We start from the raw sequence: 23,084 nt of genomic DNA, 5'->3' as shown, positions 1-23,084 counted from the left end.
CGCATGGGGCGTTTCCGTCCCGCCGTCATCGGCCGCGGCCGCATGTCCCACAAGGGGTGCGAACAGGCGCACCCCCGGCGTCCGGCGCCTGGCGTCCGCATCGCCCCGGGTCCAGGATGGCCTGGCAAGGGAGGCGGCCCGGATGATCCTGATCGGCCAGTACGATTCGCCCTTCGTCCGCCGCGTGGCGGTGGCCCTGCGCCTCCATCGGCTGGGCTACGGGCACCGGCCCTGGTCCAGCTTCGGCGATGCGGAGCGGCTGGCCGCCATCAACCCCCTGCGCCGCGTCCCCGTGCTACTGCTCGACGATGGGGAGGCGCTGATCGAGAGCGGCGCGATCCTGGACCACCTGGACGAACAGGCACCACCGGATAGGCGGCTGATCCCCGCCTCCGGCCCGGAACGGCGCCGCATGCTGCGCCTCTGCGCCCTGGCGACGGGCCTCTGCGACAAGATGGTCAGCCTGGTCTACGAGCGCATCCTGCACGAGACGGTCTCGGAACGCTGGGTGGCGCGCTGCGAGGCGCAGATCCGCGACGTGCTCGCGGTGCTGGAGGCGGAGCGGGCGCGCGAACCAGCCCCCTTCTGGAACGGCGCGGCACCGGGCCATGCCGATATCGCCCTGGCCTGCGCGCTGCGCTTCCTTGCCGAGGCGCATCCGGCGATCCATGGCGGCGGTGCCGCATGGCCCGCCCTGGCGGCCCATGCGGCGCGCTGCGAGGCGCTGGATGCCTTCGCGGGCGCCGTGCAGGTCTTCGATCCGCCGAAGCGCTGAACCGCCGCTATTCCGGCCAGGAAAAGCGGATGTTGTTGTCACGCAGCCCGGCCAGCACGACCTCGATGCCGCCGGAGCGGATCATCCAGTCCAGCCGGTGGTCGCGGTATTCCCGGCGCCGCCCGCCGGTGGTGTAGAGGTCCGAGGCCGCCGCCATCCGCGCCGCCGCCGCGTCGAACTCGGCGAAGGTCTGTACCACGGCAGGCCGCTCGCGGATGCGCGCATGCCAGAGCGCGAGCGGCGTCCCCGCCTCCGGCCCCAGCCCGTAATGCACCGAGCGGTTCACCATCGGCGCCACCGCCGCATCGGCCCAGCCGAAACGCTCCCCGCCGAAGAAGGGCGCATCCCCCAGCCGCCCCGCCAGCCAGCCCTGCAGCAGCCGCGTCTGCCGCATCGCCGTGGCCAGCATCCGCTCCGCCAGATCGCCCGTGGCGCGGCGGAACCAGAGGATCTCGCCGAAGCCCCAGTTCACCGCCTCGTACTGCGTGTCGCAGACCTCCTCGGTGACGCGGGCGAAGGCGCGGGCCGCCGGGTCGCGCGGCAGCAGAGGCGGCTCCGGCCAGCGCTCCTCGATGTATTCGAGGATGATCGTGGAATCGAGGATCTGCGCCCCGCCATCGACCAGAACCGGCACCTCCTGGCGCGGATTGGCCTCGGCGAAGGGGGTGTCCACCCGTCCGGTGCCGAAGCTCTCCGGCAGCTCGGCCGTGAAGGGCAGCCCCTTCTCGCGCAGCGCGATCTTCACCTTCTGCGCATAGGAGGAGAGCGGGTGTTCGTAGAGCAGCATCGGACGGCTCCGCATCGGTCGCGCCGCCCTATGTGCGCACCTCCCGCGCCACGGCAAGCCTGGACGGGGCCGCCATCAGGCGGCGCCCCTCGCCTCCCGCGCGGCGGTATAGAGCGCCAGCCGCCGCATCGCATTCGGCGCCAGCCCCCGCTCCGCCACGTTCCGCACCGGCGGCAGCCGGTCCGCGAGATGGCAGGCGGCGAGGTGGTTCGGATCGCCCCCCAGCGGCCCGGACGGCGCGCGCAGCTCCGGGTCCTTCTCCCGGCAGATCGCCTCCGCATGCGGGCAGCGCGTGTGGAAGCGGCAGCCGGGCGGCGGGTTGGCCGGGCTCGGCAGGTCGCCGCCCAGCGGCGTGACCGAGCCGCGCAGCGCCGGATCGGGGCGCGGGATGGCGGAAAGCAGCGCCCGCGTATAGGGGTGGCGCGGCGCGGCGAAGAGGGCGCGCTTCTCGGCCACCTCGACGATCCGGCCCAGATACATCACCGCCACCCGGTCGGCCATGTGCTTCACCACCGCCAGGTCATGCGCGATGAACAGGTAGCTCAGCCCGAACCGCGCCTGGAGATCCTTCAGCAGGTTCACCACCTGCGCCTGGATCGAGACGTCGAGCGCCGAGACGGGCTCGTCGCAGACCAGCAGGTCGGGCCGCACGGACAGGGCCCGGGCGATGCCGATGCGCTGCCGCTGTCCGCCGGAGAATTCGTGCGGATAGCGCCCGGCATGGAAGGGCCGCAGCCCGACCAGCGAGAGCAGCTCCTGCACCCGCGCCTGCCGCGCCGCGCCATTGCCCATGTCGTGCACCGCCATCGGCTCGGCAATGGCATCGCCCACGGTCAGGCGCGGGTTCAGGCTGGCGAAGGGGTCCTGGAAGACGATCTGCATGCGCCGGCGCAGCGCCCGCAGCGCGCCGCCGGAGGCCGTCGTCACATCCTGCCCGTCGAAGCGGATCGTGCCGGCGCTCGGCTCGATCAGCCGCATCACCAGCCGCGCGGTGGTGGACTTGCCGCAGCCCGATTCCCCCACCAGCGCCAGGGTCTCGCCCCGGTTCAGGGAGAAGCCGACCCCATCCACGGCCCGCACGGCGCCGATCTGGCGGGCGAGCACGATGCCCTTGCGGATGGGATAGTGCTTGGCGAGGCCATCGACCTCCAGCAGCGGCGCGCTCATGCCGCCATCCCCGTGGCGAGCGCATCGAGCGGCGCGCGCAGGCAGGCGGCATGGTGCCGGTGCGCCACGTCGCGCAGCGGCGGATCGGCGGAACGGCAGATCTCCAGCACGAAGGGGCAGCGCGGGTTGAAGCGGCAGCCCTTCGGCAAGGCGAAGGGCGGCGGCACGGAGCCGTCGATGGCGAGCAGCCTTTCGCGCTCCTCGTCCAGCCGCGGCACGCTGCCGAGCAGCCCGATGCTGTAGGGATGCTGCGGATCGTTGAACAGGCTCGTGGCGGAACAGCGCTCCACCACGCGGCCGGCATACATCACCGCCACCTCGTCGGCCATCTCCGCCACCACGCCGAGGTCATGGGTGATCAGGATGATCGACATCCCCGTCTCCGCCTGCAGATTGCGCAGCAGGTCGAGGATCTGCGCCTGCACCGTCACATCCAGCGCCGTGGTCGGCTCGTCGGCGATCAGCAGCCGGGGCCGGCAGGCCAGCGCCATGGCGATCATCACCCGCTGCCGCATGCCGCCCGACAGTTCGTGCGGATACTGGTCGAAGCGCCGCTCCGGCGCCGGGATGCGCACCTGGCGCAGCGCCGCGATGGCGGCATCGCGCATCGCCCGCTCCGAGGCGGTGCGGTCATGCACGCGCATCGCCTCGGTGATCTGCCTGCCGACGCTGTGCACCGGGTTCAGCGAGGTCATCGGGTCCTGGAAGATCATGGCGATCTCCCCGCCCCGCACCTTGCGCATCTCCGCCTGGGACAGGGCGGCGAGGTCCCTGCCCTCCAGCAGCACCTTGCCGGCGGCGATCCGCCCCGGCGGCGGCACGAGACCCATGATCGACAGCGACAGCATCGACTTGCCGCAGCCGCTTTCCCCCACGATGCCGAGCGTCCGTCCGCGCGGCACGGCGAGGTCCACCCCATCCACGGGGGAGACCACGCCCTGGCCGGTGCGGAAGCTGGTGCGCAGCCCCTCGATGCGCAGAAGGTCCTCGGCCATGTGGAGACTCCTCAGGACCAGCGGAAGGTCGGCGGGGAGATCTGCTCCACCGGCCGGTGCGCCCAGTCACGCGACGGGGCCTCGGCCACCACGCGCTTCTGCGCCTCGTTCAGCCGTTCGGCCGCCCCGGCGAAATCCATGGTCAGCACCCGCCCGTCGCGCACGGCGCAGGTGCCGTCCACATAGACGGCGCGCAGCGCGCGCTCGCCGGCGGCATAGACCAGGGAGCGCAGGGGGTCGCGGCGCGGCTGCATCAGCGGATGGGTGACGTCCACCAGCACGAAATCGGCCCGGCAGCCGGGGGCGAGGCGGCCGATATCCTCCCGCCCCAGCGCCTTCGCCCCGCCGATGGTCGCGGCCTCGAACAGCTCCTGCGTGGTGACGGCGCGCGGATCACTCGCCTGGGTGCGGGCGAGATAGGCGGCCAGCCGGATCTCGTCGAGCATGTTGTGCGGATAGGTGTCCGTGCCCAGGCCCATATTCACCCCGGCGCGGCGGTAGCGGCCGAAATTCTTCATGGTGATGCCGCGCCGCGCGAAGACCGTCGGGCAATGCGCCACGCTGGTGCCCGTCCCGGCCAGCCGCTTCAGGTCGGTGTCCGTGTGCCAGCGCGTCGAGGGATGGTCGTCGAGGAAGATGCCATGGCCGATGATGGCACGCTCGTTCAGCAACCCCATGCTGTCGAGCCAGCCGATCGGCGTCAGCCCGTGGCGCCGGGTGATCTCGTGGAACTCCACCACCGACTGCGCGGCATGGATCTGCCAGGGCAGGTTGCGGGCCCGCGCCTCCTGCTGGCTTTCCCGCATCAGCCCCGGCGAGACGGTGTCGATCTGCGCCGGGATCACCATGCCCGACAGGCGGCCGCATTCATGCTGCGCGGCCCGGTCCACCAGGCGCAGCGCCTCCGCCATCGCCTTCTCGCCGGCCGCCTCGTTCCACTCGTACTCCACCACATGGCCATTCTTCGTGTACCAGCGGGCGGAACGGAACATCGGCGCGACGACGGCGCGCAGCCCGCTTTCCGCCAGCAGGTCGAGCCAGCCGTCATAGGGCACGGACAGGTCGGCCACCGTGGTGACGCCGGACAGCAGCAGCTCGCTCAGCGCCACGCGGGCGCAGTCGGGCACCGCATCCTCGCCCGCGCGGAAGATCGGCATGAACTCGTAGAGCGAGGAGTTGTAGAGTCCGGGCGAGCCGATCTCGTCCAGCAGCCCCTTGTTCATCGGCTCGCTGGACGGGTGGGTGTGGATGTTGACGAGGCCGGGCATGACCATCAGCCCCTTGCCGTCGATCACCTCCTCCGCCGGCCCATCATAGCCCCGGCCGACGAAGCGCAGCGCGCCACCCTCGAAGGCGACATCGCCGCCGGTCAGGTAGCTATGGGTCTTCGCGGCCTCGTCCCAGGCCAGGACGACATCGGCGTCGCGGATCAGCGTGACGGTCATGCCCGGATGCTCCTCAGCGCGTCAGCCTGATGTCGAGGCCCTTGTACAGGGCCGCGCCATAGATGCCGTGCGGCCGCGCCCCCTCGACGCGCTGGGAGGCGAGGAGCCAGAGCTGCTGGCGCACCAGCGGCACCCAGACATTGGCCCCAGTGAGCTGCTCCTGCACCTCGCCGATCATCCTGGCGCGCTCCGCCGGGTCGGTGGCGGTGCGGGCGCCCATCAGGTTCCTGTCGGTCTCCTCGTTCGCCCAGTTCATGCGGTTCGGCGTCGGCCGGTTGGCACTGGGGAAGTAGAGGGAGAGCGCATCCGTGGCCGAGAGGTACGGATAGGACATGGTGAAGGCGTCGAATTCCTGCGTCGCCAGCTTGCCCCAGGCCACGGTCGCATCCCAGAGCTGGATCTTCATGTCGATGCCGACACGCCGCAGGTCGGACTGCATCGCCTGCATGCCGCCGCTGTTCAGGGTGCTCTGGATGCCATAGAGCAGGAAGCTCGCGCGCTGCCCGTTCTTCTCGCGGATGCCGTCCGACCCGACCTTCCAGCCGGCCTCGTCGAGGAGCTTCTTCGCCCCCTCGATATCGAATTTCGGCTGCTCCTTCAGGGTCGCCGGGTTGAAGTCCTGCACCTTCGGGTTCAGCAGCGCATCCGCCGGCGAGGCCGCGTCGAAATAGACGGCCTTGGCGATCGGCGCCCGGTTCACCGCCATGTTCACCGCCTCGCGGATCGCGGGGTCGCTGACCACGGGCTTGTCTACCTTGAAGCCGACGAAGACATCCCAGAAATAGACCGGCTGCTGCGTCAGCTTCACGGTCGGGACCTTCTTCAGCCCCTCGATGGCGAAGAGCGGGATGTCCTGGGTCACGTCCGCCTGCCCGGTCTGCAAGGCGGCGAGGCGGGTGTTCGCCTCCGGCATCACGCGCCAGATCACCTTGCCGATCTGCGGGCTGGGGTTCTTGTAGATCGGCGGCCCCCAGTTGTAGCCGTCATGCCGGTTCAGCACGAGATCCTGCCGCGGCGTCCAGCTCCCCCAGCAATAGGGGCCGGTGCCGTTGAACCCCTGCACGCCGAAATTCTGCCCGAGCTTCTCCACCGCGCCCTGGTCCACGATGGAGGCGAAATACATGGTCAGTTGCAGCAACAGCTCGGAGAAAGGCTCCTTCAGCTCGTACTCGACGGTGTAATCATCGACCGCGCGGACCTCCTTCACCTGTCCGGCGCGCCACCTGGAGGGGCTGCGCGTGGCCGGGTCGATCCAGCGGTTGATGGAATAGACCACGTCCTTCGCCGTCATCGGCTTGCCGTCGCAGAACTTGACGCCCTGCTTCAGCTTGAAGGTGTAGAGCCTGCCGTCCGGGCTCACCGTCCAGCTCTCGGCCAGGCCCGGCTTCACCGTCTTCTGGTCCCAGTCCATGGAGACCAGCGTGTCGGCCATCATGTAGATCGCCCAGCCCGCCGACTGCGAGGTGGTGCGTGCCGGATCATAGTTGTCGGCGTCGATCTCGCGCAGCGCCACCAGCGTGTCGCGCGGCGCGGCCTGCGCCCAGGCGCCCGCCACGGGCATCAGGGCCGAAACGGCCAGGGCGCTTCCGAGAAGCGCGGTGCGGAGGGTCTGACGCATGCGAGGAACTCCCGGAAACAGGTTGGCGTTGGCGGTCAGCGGCGCAGCTTCGGATCGAGCGCGTCGCGCAGCGCGTCGCCCAGGATGTTGAAGCCCAGCCCGACCAGGAAGATCAGGATGCAGGGGATCACCGCGATATGCGGCGCGAAGAACAGGAAGTTCCGCCCCTCGCTCGCCATGGCCCCCAGCTCCGCCAGCGGCGGCTGCGCCCCCAGGCCGAGGAAGGAGAGCGCGGCGCCGAGCAGGATCACCTGCCCGAAGCGCAGCGTGGTGAAGACGAAGATCGGCGACAGGCAGTTGGGCGCGAGGTGCCGCAGGATCAGCCGCGCATCGGACATGCCCGTGGCCCGCGCCGCCTCGATATAGTCCTGCTGCATCACCCCCAGCGCCGCGCCGCGCGTGATGCGCGCCATCAGCGGTACGGTCGCGACCGAGAGCGCCAGCACCACCGCCCAGATGCCCGGCCCGAAGATCGCCGCCAAAGCGAGGCCGAACAGGATGGCGGGGAAGGACAGCAGCACATCCATCAGCCGCATCAGCAGCCCGTCGATGCGGCGCCAGAAGGCGGCGGCGAAACCCACCAGCATGCCGGCCATCCCGCCCAGGAGCACCGAGGCCAGCCCCATCAGCAGGCTGGTCCGCAGCCCGAAGAGCAGGCGCGTGACCATGTTGCGCCCCTGCGCATCCGCCCCCAGCCAGAGGCCGGGCGCAGCCCCGGCGGCTGCATGGCGAGCGACAGGTCGTTGTCATAAGGGTCGGTCGGCGAGAGCCAGGGCGCCAGCACGGCGGCGGCGACCAGCACCACCACCAGCACCAGCGCGGCCGCGCCCACCGGGTCGCGCAGCAGGCGCCGGAACAGGCCCGGGCCGCGCGCCACATGCGCGTCGGTGGCGGCGATCTCCGGCTCGGCGACCTTGACGGCCGCCTCGGGCAATACCGCGCTCATGCCGAACGCATCCGCGGGTCGAGCGCGACGTAGAGCACGTCCACCGCGAGGTTGACCAGGATGAAGCCGAGGGAGAGCACCAGGATCGTCCCCTGCGCCATGGGAAAATCGGAGGACAGGATGGCCCCCACCGCCAGCCGCCCGACGCCAGGCCAGGAGAAGACCGTCTCCGTCACCACCGCGCCGCCGAGCAAAAAGCCGATCTGCAGCCCGATCAGCGTCACCACCGGGATCAGCGCGTTGCGCAAGCCGTGACGCATCACCACGGCGAACTCGCCGAGCCCCTTGGCCCGCGCGGTGCGCACATGCTCCGCCCCCAGCACGTCCAGCACCGCCGTGCGCGTCATCCGCGCCACCGGCCCGACAAAGGCCATGCCCAGGGTGATGGCCGGCATGGCGATGGCCAGCAGCCCGTCGGCCGTCCAGAGCGGCCCGCCCCGCCCGGTGAAGGGCAGGAGCTGCCACTGGAAACCGATCACCCAGATCAGCATCAGCCCGATGAAGAAGACCGGCAGCGTGGCGCAGGCGACGGCGACGGCCATCACCGCCCGGTCGAACAGCGTGCCGCGCCAATAGGCCGCCGCCGTGCCCATGGCGATGCCCAGCGGAATGGACCAGATCAGGCAGGCGAACATCAGCTCCAGCGTCGGGCCGATCGTCTCCCCCAGCTCCAGCGTCACCGGCACGTTGTTGATGATGGAAACGCCCAGATCCCCGTGCAGCAGCCGCCCGACATAGGCGCCGAACTGCCACCAGAGCGGCCGGTCCAGGCCCAGATCCTGCCGGATCGCCGCGATCACCTCCGGCGTCGCGGTCGGGCCGGCCCGCACCGTGGCCGGGTCGGTCGGCACCACCTGCATCAGCAGGAAGCCGACCAGCAGCACGCCGATCAGGACGGGAATGGCCAGCAGCAGGCGTTGCAGCGCGTGGCGGAGCATCAGCCGGTCCCGTCGCCCGGCCTGCCCCTCACTGCGTTGCCCCTCACTGCGTTGCCCCTCACTGCGTTGCCCCTCACTGGGCCGCCTCGGACATCAGCGCGCCGTGCCGGTCGAAGATCACCTCGCCGCCGCGCAGCGTCAGGTCGGCCTTCGTGTCGCGCACCGCCTCGGGCTCCAGCGCGAAGATGTCGGCGGACAGCACCGCGACATCCGCCTGCATCCCCACCTCCAGCGTGCCGCGCCGGTCCTCGGCGAACTGCGAATGCGCGCCGCACCAGGTGTAGCAGTGGACCGCCTCCTCGATGCCCAGGCGCTGGCCGGCGCCGATCACCGTGCCCTTGACCGTCTTGCGCGTCAGCATGGCATAGAGGCCGACGAAGGGATCGACGGTGCAGACCGGGCTGTCGGAGGAACCGGGCGGGTTGTGCCCCTCCTCCAGCCAGGTGCGCATGGGATAGGAGGCGGCGGAACGCTCCATGCCCAGCACCTTCAGATAGACCTCGCCGAACTCGTAGATGAAGGTCGGCTGCGGCACCGGGATGATGCCCCGCGCCTTCATGCGCCGCCGCTGGTCCGCGTTCAGGAAGCCGCAATGCTCGATGCGGTGGCGCCGGCCCAGCACCGGCATGTCCGGCGTGTCGGCGGCCTCCATGCCGGACAGGATCTGCTCGATCGCCGCGTCGCCGATGGCATGGATGTCGAGCTGCCAGCCCTGGCGGTGATACTTCGCCAGCAGCGCGTGCTGCTCCTCCTCGGGGAAGCAGAGGATGCCGGTGCCGCCGCCGGCGGAGGCGAGATAGGGTTCGAAAAAGGCCGCCGTCAGCCCACCCGCCGAACCGTCGGCGAAGGTCTTCACCGCACCCCAGGCCAGCATGTCATGCGTATGGTCCGGCCGCAGCCCGGCCTCCCAGGCCTCCGCCGCGATGCCCTCGGGATTGCCCGCCAGCACCTGCCACATGCGCTGCATCAGCCGCCCTTCGGCCAGCGCGCGCCTGTAGGCGGCCACCTCCGCCATGCCGGCGGTCATGCCGACATTCATGTCGCTGGCCGAGGCGAAGCCGCGCGCGGCGAGATCACGCCCCGCGCGCTCGATCGCCTCCACCATCATGTCTTCCGAAGGCTCCGGAATCGCCTGCTTCAGCAGCCCCTGCGCGCGCTCCTGCAACAGCCCCGTCAGCGCACCGTCCTTCCGCTCGATGGCGCCACCCTGCGGGTCGGGCGTGTTGTGCCCGATGCCCGCACGCTTCAGCGCAGCGGTGGAGGCCACGCCCATATGGCCGCAGGTGCGCACGATATAGATGGGATGCTCCGGCGCGGCGGCCTGCAGCTCCTCCGCCGTCGGATGCCGCCCGATATCGAGCACTAGGTGGTCATAGCCGCGCCCTACCACCCACTCGCCCTTCGGCGTGCGCGCGGCGGCAGTGCGGAGGCGGGACAGCAGCTCATCCAGCGTCTTCACGCCATCATCGGGCCGCAGATTCGCCTGCGCCAGGCCGAGGCCATAGGGCAGCAGGTGCATATGCGCCTCGTTGAAGGCGGGAATCGCCGCCCGCCCCGCGAGGTCGATGCGCCGCGTGCCCGGCGCGGCAGCGCCCTCGACCTCCGCGCGCGCGCCGACCGCCGCCACCTTGCCGTCGCGCAGCAGCAGCGCCTCGGCGAAGCCGCCCTTCAGCCCGCGGAAGATCCGTCCGCCCGTCAGAAGAAGATCGCCGCCCATGCTTCCGCCCCCAGCAAACATCCTGCCGCTTCCCGCCGCCATCCCATGGCCCACGGACCGGGGCATGCATCACCCCTGGCACACACGGGTTCACAGGGTTTCGGTATGGCCGAAACCCGCCGCCGCGGCCTGCGCCACACCGGCTCCCCCGTACGGAAGCGCGCAGACTGTCATCCGGTATACCGAGCGCGTCAACACACCGAATGACCGCTCTTCATGCCGCAGCGCAGCGCACCACGCCGCCCTGCCGCATCCTTGGGCATGGCTGTTTGCGCAAGCGGCAGAGGCGGCGACACGGCTCCACGCTTGACCATTCCCATCCTCGCCTTTCACGTTACAGGCGGAACGGCGGCGGAGGACAACGGACAGCATGCGCGCGGAGCAGCCTCCACCGCCCCCATCTTCCGGTTGGCCCACGGCCAGTGGCCGCATCCGCCTCGGCACGCGCCGCGCGCTGCATGGCGGGGAAATCCGCGATGCGATGCTGGGCTGGAAGGCACACGGCACGCTCTCGCCCGGCCGCGACAATGTCGTGCTCTATCCCACCAGCTACGGCGCGCGGCATCCGGAGCTGGAATGGCTGATCGGGCCGGACCGTGTGCTCGATCCGACGCGCTGGTTCATCGTGCAGATCGACATGTTCGGCAACGGCGTCTCCTCCTCGCCCTCGAACACGCCGGACTATCCGCCGCTGGTCACCGCCTGGGACAATGTGCAGGCACAGCGGCAATTGCTGCGCGACGTCTTCGGCATCGAAAGGCTGCACGCGGCCTATGGCTGGTCGATGGGCGCGCAGCAGGCCTATCACTGGGCCGCCTGCTTCCCCGATGCCGTGGAGCGCGTGGTGATCAACTGCGGCAGTGCCCGCACCGCCCCGCACAACCAGGTCTTCCTGCGCGGGCTCATGGCCGTGCTGGAAGCGGCGCCCGAACACCGGGGCGAGGGCCGCTTCGCCGCCGAGCCAGCCCTGGCCAAGCGCGCCTTCGGACGGATCTATGCCGGCTGGGCCATGAGCCAGGATTTCTACCGCGCCGGACTGTACCTCTCGCCCGGGGCCCCCGATCTCGCCGCCTATCTGCGGGGCTGGGAAACCCGCTACGACGCGAAGCCGGCCGCTGACCTGTACGCCCAGCTCCGCTGCTGGGATGCCGGCGACATCAGCGACAACCCGCTCCACGAAGGCGACCTGCCGCGCGCCCTGGCGGCGATCCGGGCGCGCGTGCTGCTGATGCCAGGGGCGACGGACCTGTATTTCCGCACCGCCGACAACGAGGCGGAGCTGCCCCTCCTGCGCGACGCGAAGCTCCTCCCCATCCCCAGCATCCATGGCCACCGCGCGGGCAATCCCGCCGGCAACGCCGCCGACACCGCTTTCCTGCGGGAAGCCGTGCGGCTCTGGCTGGGCTGAGCCACCCGGGCTGAGCCACCCGGGCTGAGCCATCTGGGCTGAGCCATCTGGGCCGAGCCCCGGCCGGAGCATCCAGCACGCTTGCACGCTTGCACGCTTGCACGCAGAATGCGCCCCGGACCTGAGGCGGGAGACCCGGACCATCATGCTCGTCGTGGGCTGCGTGTCACAGAAAGGGGGCGTGGCGAAGTCGTCGCTGGCCCGCCTGCTGGCACGGGAACTGGCCGCCCAGGGCCGCGACGTGCTGCTCGCCGACCTGGACGTGCTGCAGGCCACCTCGGCCGAATGGGCGCGCCGCCGTGCCGCCTCCGGGCGGAAGCCGGTGGTGCGGGCGGAATGCTTCGATGGGCTGGACCCCGCCCTGCGCGCCGCGCGCCGCGACCAGGCCGACTGCCTCGTGCTCGACGCGCGCGGCTTCGCCGATGCCCAGACGCTGGAGGTGGCCCGCGCCGCCGATGCGGTGCTGATCCCGTCCGGGCTGGCGGTGGACGACCTGCTGCCGACCGTGCGCCTGGCGCATGAGCTGCTCGGCCAGGGCATCCCCGCCTCGCGCATCGCCATCGCCCTCTGCCGCGCCGGCGATTCCGCCGCCGAGATCGAGGAGGCGGCACTCTATGTGCGCGAGGCCGGCTACCACTGCCTGCCGCATGCCTGGCCGGAAAAGGCTGGCTACCGCCGCGCGCATGACGAGGGCCGTGTCGCCACCGAGGTCTCGCATGTCTCGCTGCGCCGCAAGGCCGAGGCCTTCGCCCGCGATGCCGTCGCCTTCGTCACCAGCCGCCCCCGGCCGAGCCGCCCGTGGAAAGAACCCGCCGGCCCCGCTGAGATCCCGCGCCCCTCCCCGACACGGCGGGAGGGGCCGGAAACCTCCGTTCAGCCGTGAAACCCCACCCCGCCAGCCATCCGCCCGGCGGGGCCCCGGAATCCTGGAACAGAGATCCTGGAACAGACCATGTCCGATCCCGAGCACTCCCCCACCGGCACGCCCGCCGGAAGCCCCCATCCGGTCCGCCGCCGCGGAACCAAGGGCGCCCCGCCCCCGCAGAGCAGCGTGCTCGGCGCCCTGAGCGAGGCCCCCGCCAACCCTGGGAAGGCCGCCGAAGCCGCGACGCCTGCCGAGCCCGCGCGGACCGACGGGCCGGCGCCGGAAAGCCCGAAGAAGGCCAAGGCCAAGCCCGCCAAGGCAGCCAGCCCGGAGGCGCTGAAGGAGAAGCCCCGCAAGGCGGCAAAAACGGCCAAGGAGCGCACCGAGCCGCTGAACTTCCGCGTCACGGCCGAGTTCCGGCGGGCCTTCAAGCGTGCCGCGGCAGCCCAGGACTGCAAGAAGGTCGAGCTGCTGGAACGCGTCTTCGCCGAGTGGCAGGCCCGCAACCCGGCCTGACCCAGGCTTACCACCGCAACGGGCTCATGCCCCGCCCCGGCCCCGCAATGGCAGCAGATCGTTCTGGAATTCAGATTGATCCGATCGAACCATTGCGTTTGTCAGATGTTTCAGCGCGGCGCATCATAGGGTCCGGCTTCCAGGATACCGAGACACCATGACCCGCCCCGCCTCCAGCCCCAGCCTCGTCCAGCCGGCCACGGCGGGCGAAGCGACCGGCGGGCGGCGGGCCGGGGCGCTGCGGCGCCTGGGGCCGGGCGTGCTGCTCTGCGCCGCCATCGCCGCGCTGGCGGCCGGCATCGGCCAGGCCGAGCACGCCCTGCTGGGCCGCGACTGGCTGGAACCCGTGGTGCTGGCCATCCTGCTCGGCACGGCGCTACGCACCGCCTGGACGCCGGGCAAGGCTTTCGCACCCGGCATCGCCTTCTCCGCCAAGGTGCTGCTGGAGGTCGCGATCATCCTGCTCGGCACGGCGCTGAGCGCCCAGGCGCTGCTGGCGGTCGGCCCGGCCCTGGTGCTGGGCATCGCCGCCGTGGTGGCTGTGGCCATCCCGGCCAGCTACGGCATCGGCCGCCTGCTCGGCCTGCCGCGCCGGATGGCCATGCTCGTGGCCTGCGGCAACTCGATCTGCGGCAACTCCGCCATCGCCGCCGTGGCGCCGGTGATCGGCGCGGAAAGCCGCGACATCGCCGCCTCCATCGCCTTCACCGCCGTGCTGGGCATCGTCGTGGTGCTGTCCCTGCCGCTGGCCGTGCCACTGCTGGGGCTGCACGAGACGCAGTATGGCGTCCTGGCCGGCCTCACCGTCTACGCCGTGCCGCAGGTTCTGGCCGCAACGGCGCCGGTCGGGGCGCTGAGCGTGCAGCTCGGCACGCTGGTCAAGCTGGTGCGCGTGCTGATGCTCGGGCCGGTCGTGCTGGTCCTGTCCCTGCTGGCGGCACGCCGGCGCGAAGCGGCGGAGCCCGCCACCCGCACCCAGCCGCGCACCCGCATCCTGGGCCGGCTGGTGCCCTGGTTCATCCTGGGCTTCCTGGGCTGCGCCGTGCTGCGCTCCCTGGGCCTGATCCCGCAGGCCGCGCTGGCCCCCATCGCCAGCCTGACCACGCTGCTGACGGTGATCTCCATGGCCGCGCTGGGCCTGGGCGTGGATGTCCGCATGGTCGCCCGGGCCGGCGCCCTGGTGGTCGGGGCCGTGATCGGGTCGCTCCTCGTGCTGTGCGTCATCAGCCTGGGGCTGATCCACCTCCTGCCCCTGGCCTGACCGGCCACGCCTGCCCTTATCCACCGGGGCGCGGCGCGCCTCCGGGATCAGCCCCGCCCGTGCGAGGCCCCGACATCGCGCACCAGGGCCTCCACGGCCTGGATGGCCTGCCGCATCGGGCCGGCCAGGGCGGCGTCCTGCTGCTGGCCCTGAACCTTGTTGCTGGCCGCCTGGACCTCGCTCTCGGCCTGCTTGTAGACAGCCCGGTCCTTGTAGGAAGCGGGCGCGCGCCGGACGACGCCCAGGCTGTCCTGCAATACCGTCAGCACCTCCCGGCGCGCGGTGCCGACGGACTCGTCCTTGCTGAACTCGTCCTTCACCCCGGGCTGGCTGGCGGCGGCGCGCAGCTTGCCAAGGCTGTCCTGCAACAGCTTCTCATAGCTGGCGAGGTCGGGCGCCTCGCTGGAGCCGCCGGCCGGGGAGCCGCTGGTCGCGCCCCCACGGCCATTGCCCTGGCCGATATCCTGCGCCCGGAGGTCCTGGACCCAGAGCGGCGTGGTCATCAAGGCCAGGGCCAGGGTGAAAGCGGTGCCGCGCATCGGTCGGATTCCCTCTTGGTCGGAAAGCCGCGAACGCGCCGGAGCGGGGCTGGGTTGCGCCCCGCGGTCCGGAGCCGGGGAAGCCGCCTGGAGCACGCATGGCTATAAGCACCCCCATGCTGATTCCGATCCACGAGGAAGACGGCGTCCTCCTCGACATCCGCTACGCCACCGCCGACAACCTGACCGGCCGCCCGATCTACACGCGCCCGGCCGCGCTGCTGCTGCCGGAGGCGCGGGAGCGCCTGCTGCGGGCCAATGCGCTGGCGCTGGCGCTGGGCCTGCGGATCAAGCTCCTCGACGCCTTCCGCCCGATCGAGGCCCAATGGGCGCTGTGGCATGCGGTGGAGGACAAGCGCTTCGTCTCCGACCCGCGCCTGGGCGGCGTGCATCCGCGCGGCGCGGCGGTGGACCTGACGCTGGTGGATACGGCCAGCGGCCGCGAACTGCCCATGGGCACCGGCTTCGACGCGGTGGAGGAAGCCTCCGCCCATGGCAGCCTGGACATCCCGGCGGAGGACCAGCGCAACCGCGCCATCCTGCTGGGCCTCATGACGGCGGCCGGCTGGGACCACTATGCCCTGGAATGGTGGCACTATCAGCTCTTCGACGCCCGGCGGCACCCGGCCCTCTGCGCCAGCGCCGTCCCGGGCGGACCGATGTGACCACCCATGCGAGAGGGGGCTGAGCCGCCATGATCGTCCGCCCCCGCCCCGGCACGCTGGATCTCCTCTTCGCCCTGCGCGGCTCCGTGGTGCCGCTGGTGGCGCCGCGCGTGGCGCTGGTGACAGGCATCGCCCTGCTGCTGGCGCTGCTGGACCGGCGCTATCCCGGTATCTTCCCCGAATTCAGCGCGGCGCCCTTCACCGTGCTGGGCCTGACGCTCTCGATCTTCCTCAGCTTCCGCAACAACGCCTGCCATGCCCGCTGGTGGGAGGGCCGGCAGCTCTGGGGCAGGCTGATCACCGAGAACCGCGTCTTCGCCCGGCTGGTGACGAGCCTGCTGCCGGAAAGCGAGGTGCGCGGGCGCCTGCTGCGCCGCGTGGCGGGCTTCGCGCATCTCCTGGCCACGCAGCTCCGCGGCCAGAACGGGCTGGAACGCGCCCGCCCCTGGCTTCCGCCGGAGGAAGCCGCCGCCCTGGCCACGCGGCGCAACCGCCCGGACGCGGTGCTGCGCGCGCAATCGGCGGAACTGGCCGCCCTGCTGCGCGCCGGCGCCCTGACCGACATCCTGCACACGCAGCTTTCCGCCCCGCTGGCCGGGATGACCGCCATCCAGGCGGGCTGCGAGCGCATCCACAACACGCCCCTGCCCTATGCCTATTCGCTGCTGCTGCACCGCTCGGCCTGGCTCTTCTGCCTGCTGATGCCCTTCGGCTTCGTCGGCACGCTCGGCTTCGGCACGCCCGTCGTGGTGGCCATCCTGGCCTATACCCTCTTCGGCCTCGACGCCCTGGGCGACGAGCTGGAGGACCCCTTCGGCGACCAGGCCAACGACCTCGCCCTCAACGCCATGGTGCGCGTGGTCGAGACCGACCTCCTGGAAGCCCTGGGCGAAACCGACCTCCCCGAGCCCCTCCGCCCGACCCGCTACCTCCTGCGCTGACACCCCCGGCGTCGCCCTGTCCCGGGGGGACAAGGCTCCGCCTTTTCCCCCAGACCCCCTGATCCGCCAGGAAACTGAGTTTCCTGGACCTTCCACTCCTTGGCGCTCACCACGGCCGGACCACGCCGGAGAGCATCGCTCTCCGGCGACTGCGAGCGCCACCAGCGCGGACAGGGTGTTGTTTTTGCTTTCGGAGCCCCGCCGATCCACCTGCTCCCAGGGATCAGCCCGCAAACCGACGGCAGCCACCGGAGCCCACGAAAGCCCGGGGTCCGGGGACCGGCTTCGGTCCCCCACCATGGTCATGGGCGGAGTGGGGGTCTCGGGGGCGAGGCAGCGCCTTGCCCCCGGCGGGCGGCCACAAGACGCGTCCCGCCCGGATCAATCCTCCCAGCCGATGGCGCGGCGCAGGAAGGCCATGCCGAGGGCCGAGAAGGTGGCGATCTCCCCGCTATCCTTGCCATAGCCATGGCCGCCCGCGCCGGGCTCGTAGAAGGACGCGTCGTAGCCCATGGCCTGGAGCTTGGCGGCCATCTTGCGGGCATGGCCGGGATGGACACGGTCATCCTTGCGCGCCGTGGCCAGCAGGATGGGCGGATAGCGCCGCCCTGGCTCCGCACAGTGATAGGCCGAGATGTGCTGGAGGAAATCCCAGTCCTCCGGCTTCTCCGGATCGCCGTATTCCGCGATCCAGCTCGCCCCCGCCAGCAGCTTCGTATAGCGCCGCATGTCCACCAGCGGGATGGTGCAGAACAGCGCCCCGAACCGCTCCGGATAGCGCGTCAGCATGTTGGCGATCAGCAGCCCGCCATTGCTGCCGCCCTCCGCCGCGATGCGCCCCGGCCGGGTGACGCCGCGCTGCACCAGGTCCGCGGCCACGGCGGCGAAGTCGTCATGCGAACGGGCCTTGCCCGCCAGCCGCCCGGCCTCGTGCCAGCGCGTGCCGAACTCCCCGCCGCCGCGGATATTGGCGAGCACGGTGGTGCCCCCCTTCTCCAGCCAGAGCTTGCCCGTGCGCATGGCGTAATAGGGCTGCGTGGTGACCTGGAACCCGCCATAGCCCGTCATATGCACCGGCGCCTCGCCGGTCAGCCCCTCCGGCCCGACCTGCACATAGGGGATGCGCTCCCCATCCGCCGAGACCGTCTCGTGCCGCGTCACCACCAGCCCGGCGGCATCATAGACGCGCGGCGCCTGCTTCAGCAGCGCCGGCATCCCGAGGCCAGGTGGGGACAGCATCAGGCTGGGCGGCGTCACCGGGTCCTGGGCGCTGACCATCAGCGTGCCGTCGGATTCCATCTCCTCCTCGTCCAGCGGCCAGACGCTGACCACGCCGATCTGCGGCAGTCCCGGGATCTCCTCGGCATGCCAGTCCGCCCCGCCGCCCGGCGGCGTCCGCAGGGTGAAGACCGGGCGCAGGTCGTCGAGGATGGACAGGACCAGCCTTCCCCGGCACCAGAAGAAGCCCTGCAGCGCCCGCCGCTCCCCCGGCACGAACAACGTGGCGAAGTCCCGGCTTCCCGCCAGGAAATCCGCCAGCCGGATGCCCAGCAGCGTGTCCGGCGCATGGGTTCGCCCCGCCACCGTCCAGGGCGTGCGCGGCCACAGGGCCAGCCAGCCCTCCAGCTCCGCCCCGCCGGCCGGGGCGGTGCCACCATGGTGCCAGTCCAGCCGCATGTCGGTCGGAAGGTCGAGCGTCGTGACCGCCCCGCCCGGCTCCCTCAGGTGATAGCGCGCGTCGTAGAAGCCGAGCTGCTCGCGGAAGACCAGATGGCCCGTCGCGCGGTCCACGCTGCCCCAGAGCCCCATGCTCTCCGGCGCCGTCTCGAACAGCACCTCCGCCCCCAGCGGCGCCCCGCCCCGGCGCCAGAGCCGGATGCGGCGGGGATAGCCGGACTGCGTGGCATTCCCTGCCCCCAGCGCGGTGGAAAGCAGCAGCGTGTCGCGGTCGATCCAGTCCACCAGCCCCTTGGCTTCCGGCACGGCGAAGCCGCCCTCCACGAAGCGCCGGGTGGGAAGATCGAACTCCCGCAGCACTACCGCATCCCCACCGCCGCGCGACAGGGAAAGAATCGCCCGGTCATGCGCGCCGGGCAGGCTGCGCGCGCCCTGCCAGACCCAGTCCTCCCCTTCCTCCGCCGCCAGCGCGTCGAGGTCCAGCAGATCCTCCCAGACCGGATCGCTGCTCCGGTAGGAATCCAGCGTGGTCCGCCGCCAGAGCCCGCGCGGCCGGGCGGCATCCTGCCAGAAATTGTACAGCAGCCCGCCCCGGCGGGTGACGAAGGGCAGCTTGTCCGGCCGGTCCATCGCCGCCTTCAGCGCGTCGCGATCGGCCTCGAAGCGGGCATCGGCATGGCGGGCGAGCAGGGTGGCGTTCTGCCCTTCCACCCATTCCAGGGCGCGGGCCCCCTCCACCTCCTCCAGCCAGAGCCAGGGATCATCATCCGGCGCGGCGAGGGTCGGGTGGAAATCGGGTTCCGGCATGGCGGGCATCCTCTGAACGGCCGGGATGAGGCCGAGGGGGGGGGTGAGAGGGCAAGGACCGGCCAAAGCGGCTCAGGGACGGCCCCGGCGAGGATAGGGCCAGGGCGGCGCCGCGCCAAAACCGTGCCCCGTCCAGAATATTCCGGGATCATTCCATATTGCCAAATCGCAAGAAAATTCCTCCGCGAACGCCCTTCCGCCAAGGCCGCCACCCATTCCAGGGCACCGGAAAACCTTCACGCGGTGCCATCGTTCTCACAATGATGGCTGGACATGGCATCCCCGTCCGGGCTTCTTATATTACAGCCATGACAGAATCACTCACCCGGGAGAACCGTCCCATGCATCGCAAGACCGTCCGGAAGGCCCGCTTCCTCGCGGGTTTCGCCGCCCTTGCCCTGGCACTGGCGCCGGCCCTCGCCGAGGCGCGCCCCGGCGGCGGCTTCTCCTCGGGCAGCCGCGGCAGCCGCACCTTCAATGCGCCCCCGGCCACCCGCACCGCGCCGGGCGGCGGCGCGAACACCTTCGACCGCAGTGACATGTCGCGTGGCGGCATGAACCAGGCCACCCCGGCCCGCCCCCCCAGCTACACCCCCGCTCCTGCGGGCAGCCGCTTCGGCGGCGGCTTCATGGGCGGCATGATGGGCGGCCTGCTCGGCGCCGGCCTGCTCGGCATGCTCTTCGGCTTCGGCTTCGGCGGCATCTCCGGCTTCGCGGGGCTGATCGGCCTGCTGCTGCAGATCGCCCTGGTGGTCGGCGGCGTCATGCTGCTGATGCGCTTCCTGCGCCGCCGCCAGGGGGGCGTCGCCATGGCCGGACACGCGCCGGGTTATGCCCGCGAGGCGCAGCAGGACCCGATGAGCAACCGCCCCGGCCCGCTGGGCGGCGCCATGCGGGGCGCGGCCTCGGGCCGCCCCGTCGCGCCGGCCACCGCCCCGGTGCAGGTCGGCCAGGCTGACTTCGCCGCCTTCGAGCGCAGCCTGCAGGCGGTGAACGCCGCCTGGTCGCGCGGCGACACCGAGGCCCTGGCCCGCCTCGCCACGCCGGAAATGCTGCGCTACTTCAGCAACGACCTGCAGGACCTGAAGGCGCGCGGCTGGCGCAACGAGACCCGCGACGTCCGGCTGGAATCCGGCGACCTCGCCGAGGCCTGGAACGAGAACGGCCAGGACTACGCCACGGTGGCGATGCGCTTCAGCCTGATCGATGTCACCCGCGACAGCAGCGGCCAGGTGGTGGAGGGCGACCCGCAGGCCCGCCAGACCGTGACGGAGATCTGGACCTTCACCCGCCAGCCGGGCCAGGACTGGCTGCTCTCGGCGATCCAGCAGGCGGCCTGAGCCGCCTCCGAAGAGGTTTTCCGGCGGATATGGCCGGGCTCCGGACACGGGGCCCGGCCTTTTCATGCCCCCCGTCCCAGGCACCGAAAAAGGGCGCCCCCCGGCAACGATGGCCGCACCGGGGCGTTCCGTCACGGGGGTCTCCGCGCGGCTCCACGCCATGCGGAGACCCACGGATGGAAGGAGGCTCCAGATGTCCATGCTGACACGGGATGAGATCGTGGCCGCCCTGGGCAGGGTGGAGGATCACCTGATCACGGAAATCCTGGCCACGGGCGCCACCGGCGAGGAATTCGCCCAGGCGCGGTCCTGGCTGGCCAATGACGAGGCTCCGATGAACAGCGGCGCCCCGCTGGCCTCCGGACGCGTGGCCCGGCTGATCGAACTGCTGGATCCGCCGGAGGAGGACTGGCCGGATGACGGTGCGGAGTCCTCAGGGCCCCGTGGCGCCTCCTACCCGGCCTATCCGGACCTCCAGTAGGCACGGATCGCCGTGGACAGGGCCCTTCCCCCGGGGGCAGCCACCACCCCCGGGAGGATCAGGCGGGGTGGACTGCCCCCGGTCTCAGTCCTCGGGCCTCAGTCCTTGGGAACCTGCCGCACCGCACCCTTGGCGGCGCTGGTCGCCAGCATCGCATAGGCCCGCAGCGCGGCACTGACCTTGCGCGCCCGCGGCACGGCGGGCTTCCAGCCGGCCGCCTCGCGGATCGCGCGGCGGCGTTCCAGCTCCGCCTCCTCGACCGCGAGATGGATGCGGCGGTTGGGGATGTCGATCTCGATCCGGTCGCCCTGTTCCACCAGGCCGATCAGTCCGCCCTCGGCCGCCTCGGGTGAGACATGGCCGATGGAAAGCCCCGAGGAACCGCCGGAGAAGCGCCCGTCCGTCACCAGGGCGCAGGCCTTCCCCAGCCCCTTCGACTTCAGGTAGCTCGTCGGATACAGCATCTCCTGCATCCCCGGCCCGCCGCGCGGCCCCTCATAGCGGATCAGCACCACCTCGCCCGGCTTCACCTTGTTGCCCAGGATGCCCTCCACGGCGGCGTCCTGGCTCTCGAAGACATGGGCGGGGCCGGAGAACTTCAGGATGCTCTCATCCACGCCGGCGGTCTTCACGATGCAGCCATCCAGGGCGAGGTTGCCGAACAGCACCGCCAGCCCGCCATCGCGCGAATAGGCATGCTCCAGATCGCGGATCACGCCCTTCTCGCGGTCCAGGTCCAGCTCGTCGAAGCGGCATTCCTGGCTGAAGGCCACCTGGGTCGGCACGCCGCCCGGCGCGGCGCGGTAGAACTCCTTCACCGAGGCGCTTTCCGTCTCCCGCACGTCCCAGCGCGCCAGCGCCTTGCCCAGCGTGCCCTCGGCCACGTTGCCGGCGCTGGTGTCCACCAGCCCGGCACGGTCCAGCTCGCCCAGGATGCCCATGATGCCGCCGGCGCGGTGCACGTCCTCCATATGCACCTGCGACACGGCGGGCGCGACCTTGCACAGCACCGGCACGCGGCGGGACAGGCGGTCGATATCCGCCATGGTGAAGGGCACCTCCCCCTCATTCGCGGCGGCGAGCAGGTGCAGCACCGTGTTGGTCGAGCCGCCCATGGCGATGTCCAGCGTCATCGCGTTCTCGAAGGCGGCGAAGGAGGCGACATGGCGCGGCAGCACGGAAGCGTCGTCCTGCTCGTAGTAGCGGCGGGCGAGATCGACGATCAGGTGCCCCGCCTCGACGAAGAGGCGGCGGCGGTCGGCATGGGTGGCCAGCGTCGAGCCGTTGCCCGGCAGCGCCAGCCCCAGCGCCTCGGTCAGGCAGTTCATCGAATTTGCCGTGAACATGCCGGAGCAGGAGCCGCAGGTGGGGCAGGCGGACCGCTCGATGACCTTCACCTCCTCGTCCGAGACGCGGTCGTCGGCGGCGGCCACCATGGCGTCGATCAGGTCGTACTTCTTCGTCACGCCCTGGGCGGTGACCTTGCCCGCCTCCATCGGCCCGCCGGACACGAAGACCACGGGGATGTTCAGCCGCAGCGCCGCCATCAGCATGCCCGGCGTGATCTTGTCGCAGTTGGAGATGCAGACCATGGCGTCGGCGCAGTGCGCGTTGACCATGTACTCCACGCTGTCGGCGATCAGCTCGCGCGAGGGCAGGGAGTAGAGCATCCCGTCATGCCCCATGGCGATGCCGTCATCCACCGCGATGGTGTTGAACTCCTTGGCCACGCCGCCGGCCCGCTCGATCTCCCGCGCCACGAGCTGGCCGAGATCCTTCAGATGGACGTGCCCGGGGACGAACTGGGTGAAGGAATTGACCACCGCGATGATCGGCTTGCCGAAATCGCCGTCCTTCATGCCGGTGGCGCGCCAGAGGCCGCGGGCGCCGGCCATGTTGCGGCCATGGGTGGTGGTGCGGGAACGATAGGCGGGCATGGACTTGCGTCTTCCTCGAACGTCGGATCCGTTGCCTCGTCCTTTCCCATGCGCCGGAAGCGAGTTCAACGCGCCCCGTGCTCAAGGCTGCTCCAGGCTGGGCCGGTGGCTCCCCGTCCGGAATCGATGCCCGCCGGCGCCAGCTCCCCTCTGCGCCCCGGGTGTGTTGCCTTTTCGGAACATTCTGCACCGGCGCATGCCAGCCTCATCGGGACAGCCGCGTGACCGGAACCGCAGGGCATGCTAGCCCCGCGCGACA

21 protein-coding genes are annotated in these 23,084 nt (G+C 71.2%); 9 read left to right on the top strand and 12 right to left on the bottom strand.

All coding sequences use genetic code 11. From position 1 onward, the window contains the following. Positions 1–142 precede the first annotated feature (142 nt). Entirely contained in the window at positions 143–775 is a 633-nt protein-coding gene (locus MVG78_RS06670; protein WP_247559306.1) for a glutathione S-transferase family protein, read from the top strand. Between the two features lie 7 nt (positions 776–782). Here MVG78_RS06670 and MVG78_RS06665 read toward each other — a convergent pair whose 3' ends face one another. From MVG78_RS06665 to MVG78_RS06625, 9 genes are all read right to left on the bottom strand, one after another. Continuing rightward, entirely contained in the window at positions 783–1,562 is a 780-nt protein-coding gene (locus tag MVG78_RS06665; protein WP_247559304.1) for a glutathione S-transferase family protein, read from the bottom strand. A gap of 75 nt (positions 1,563–1,637) precedes the next feature. Continuing rightward, a complete protein-coding gene (locus MVG78_RS06660) occupies positions 1,638–2,729 on the bottom strand; it encodes an ABC transporter ATP-binding protein (RefSeq protein ID WP_247559302.1) in 1,092 nt (363 codons plus the stop codon). Then, positions 2,726–3,724, bottom strand: coding sequence for an ABC transporter ATP-binding protein (locus tag MVG78_RS06655; RefSeq protein WP_247559300.1), 999 nt, complete (start codon positions 3,722–3,724; stop codon positions 2,726–2,728). The genes MVG78_RS06660 and MVG78_RS06655 overlap by 4 nt, the downstream gene beginning before the upstream one ends. An 11-nt stretch (positions 3,725–3,735) precedes the next feature. Then, positions 3,736–5,169: an amidohydrolase family protein gene (locus MVG78_RS06650; protein ID WP_247559298.1), complete on the bottom strand. Its 1,434-nt coding sequence runs from the start codon at positions 5,167–5,169 to the stop codon at positions 3,736–3,738. Positions 5,170–5,182: 13 nt separating this feature from the next. After that, a complete protein-coding gene (locus MVG78_RS06645; RefSeq protein ID WP_247559296.1) occupies positions 5,183–6,787 on the bottom strand; it encodes an ABC transporter substrate-binding protein in 1,605 nt (534 codons plus the stop codon). Positions 6,788–6,822: 35 nt separating this feature from the next. After that, complete coding sequence (locus MVG78_RS06640; RefSeq protein ID WP_247559294.1) at positions 6,823–7,455, bottom strand: ABC transporter permease; 633 nt, start codon at positions 7,453–7,455, stop codon at positions 6,823–6,825. Further along, on the bottom strand, positions 7,413–7,733 hold the full coding sequence (locus MVG78_RS06635) for a hypothetical protein (protein ID WP_247559293.1): 321 nt from the start codon (positions 7,731–7,733) through the stop codon (positions 7,413–7,415). The genes MVG78_RS06640 and MVG78_RS06635 overlap by 43 nt, the downstream gene beginning before the upstream one ends. Continuing rightward, a complete protein-coding gene (locus MVG78_RS06630; RefSeq protein ID WP_247559291.1) occupies positions 7,730–8,671 on the bottom strand; it encodes an ABC transporter permease in 942 nt (313 codons plus the stop codon). Before MVG78_RS06630 ends, MVG78_RS06635 begins: the two co-directional genes overlap by 4 nt. A 73-nt stretch (positions 8,672–8,744) precedes the next feature. Then, positions 8,745–10,388: an amidohydrolase gene (locus tag MVG78_RS06625; protein ID WP_247559290.1), complete on the bottom strand. Its 1,644-nt coding sequence runs from the start codon at positions 10,386–10,388 to the stop codon at positions 8,745–8,747. A 370-nt stretch (positions 10,389–10,758) separates the two neighbouring features. On the opposite strand from MVG78_RS06625, the gene MVG78_RS06620 reads away from it, so the two are divergent. From MVG78_RS06620 to MVG78_RS06605, 4 genes are all read left to right on the top strand, one after another. Further along, positions 10,759–11,796, top strand: coding sequence for an alpha/beta fold hydrolase (locus MVG78_RS06620; RefSeq protein WP_247559288.1), 1,038 nt, complete (start codon positions 10,759–10,761; stop codon positions 11,794–11,796). 181 nt (positions 11,797–11,977) lie between these two features. Continuing rightward, positions 11,978–12,679: a ParA family protein gene (locus MVG78_RS06615; protein WP_247559286.1), complete on the top strand. Its 702-nt coding sequence runs from the start codon at positions 11,978–11,980 to the stop codon at positions 12,677–12,679. A gap of 69 nt (positions 12,680–12,748) precedes the next feature. Further along, positions 12,749–13,177 (top strand): hypothetical protein, encoded by a 429-nt coding sequence (locus MVG78_RS06610; protein ID WP_247559284.1) that lies wholly within the window; start codon positions 12,749–12,751, stop codon positions 13,175–13,177. A 157-nt stretch (positions 13,178–13,334) separates the two neighbouring features. Beyond that, a complete protein-coding gene (locus tag MVG78_RS06605; RefSeq protein WP_247559282.1) occupies positions 13,335–14,438 on the top strand; it encodes a YeiH family protein in 1,104 nt (367 codons plus the stop codon). Between the two features lie 47 nt (positions 14,439–14,485). Here MVG78_RS06605 and MVG78_RS06600 read toward each other — a convergent pair whose 3' ends face one another. Next, entirely contained in the window at positions 14,486–14,977 is a 492-nt protein-coding gene (locus MVG78_RS06600; RefSeq protein WP_247560570.1) for a hypothetical protein, read from the bottom strand. A 116-nt stretch (positions 14,978–15,093) separates the two neighbouring features. Here MVG78_RS06600 and ddpX point away from each other — a divergent pair, with 116 nt between their 5' ends. After that, complete coding sequence (gene ddpX / locus MVG78_RS06595; RefSeq protein WP_247559280.1) at positions 15,094–15,642, top strand: D-alanyl-D-alanine dipeptidase; 549 nt, start codon at positions 15,094–15,096, stop codon at positions 15,640–15,642. Between the two features lie 29 nt (positions 15,643–15,671). Then, positions 15,672–16,583 (top strand): bestrophin family protein, encoded by a 912-nt coding sequence (locus MVG78_RS06590; RefSeq protein ID WP_247559279.1) that lies wholly within the window; start codon positions 15,672–15,674, stop codon positions 16,581–16,583. A gap of 381 nt (positions 16,584–16,964) precedes the next feature. Here MVG78_RS06590 and MVG78_RS06585 read toward each other — a convergent pair whose 3' ends face one another. Beyond that, positions 16,965–19,067 (bottom strand): prolyl oligopeptidase family serine peptidase, encoded by a 2,103-nt coding sequence (locus MVG78_RS06585; RefSeq protein WP_247559258.1) that lies wholly within the window; start codon positions 19,065–19,067, stop codon positions 16,965–16,967. A gap of 341 nt (positions 19,068–19,408) precedes the next feature. Between MVG78_RS06585 and MVG78_RS06580 the strand changes: the two genes are divergently transcribed. Next, positions 19,409–20,407 (top strand): Tim44 domain-containing protein, encoded by a 999-nt coding sequence (locus MVG78_RS06580; RefSeq protein ID WP_247559255.1) that lies wholly within the window; start codon positions 19,409–19,411, stop codon positions 20,405–20,407. A gap of 193 nt (positions 20,408–20,600) precedes the next feature. After that, the gene (locus MVG78_RS06575) at positions 20,601–20,888 is read left to right on the top strand and encodes a hypothetical protein (RefSeq protein ID WP_247559253.1); all 288 of its coding nucleotides are present in this window, start codon (positions 20,601–20,603) and stop codon (positions 20,886–20,888) included. A 98-nt stretch (positions 20,889–20,986) separates the two neighbouring features. On the opposite strand, the gene ilvD is transcribed toward MVG78_RS06575, so the two are convergent. Further along, on the bottom strand, positions 20,987–22,825 hold the full coding sequence (gene ilvD, locus MVG78_RS06570; protein ID WP_247559251.1) for a dihydroxy-acid dehydratase: 1,839 nt from the start codon (positions 22,823–22,825) through the stop codon (positions 20,987–20,989). Positions 22,826–23,084 lie beyond the last annotated feature (259 nt).

It is taken from the genome of Roseomonas gilardii subsp. gilardii, assembly GCF_023078375.1.
GTDB lineage: Bacteria > Pseudomonadota > Alphaproteobacteria > Acetobacterales > Acetobacteraceae > Roseomonas > Roseomonas gilardii.
Note: the sequence above shows the minus strand (reverse complement) of the source record. Positions and strands in the feature narration are given on the sequence as shown.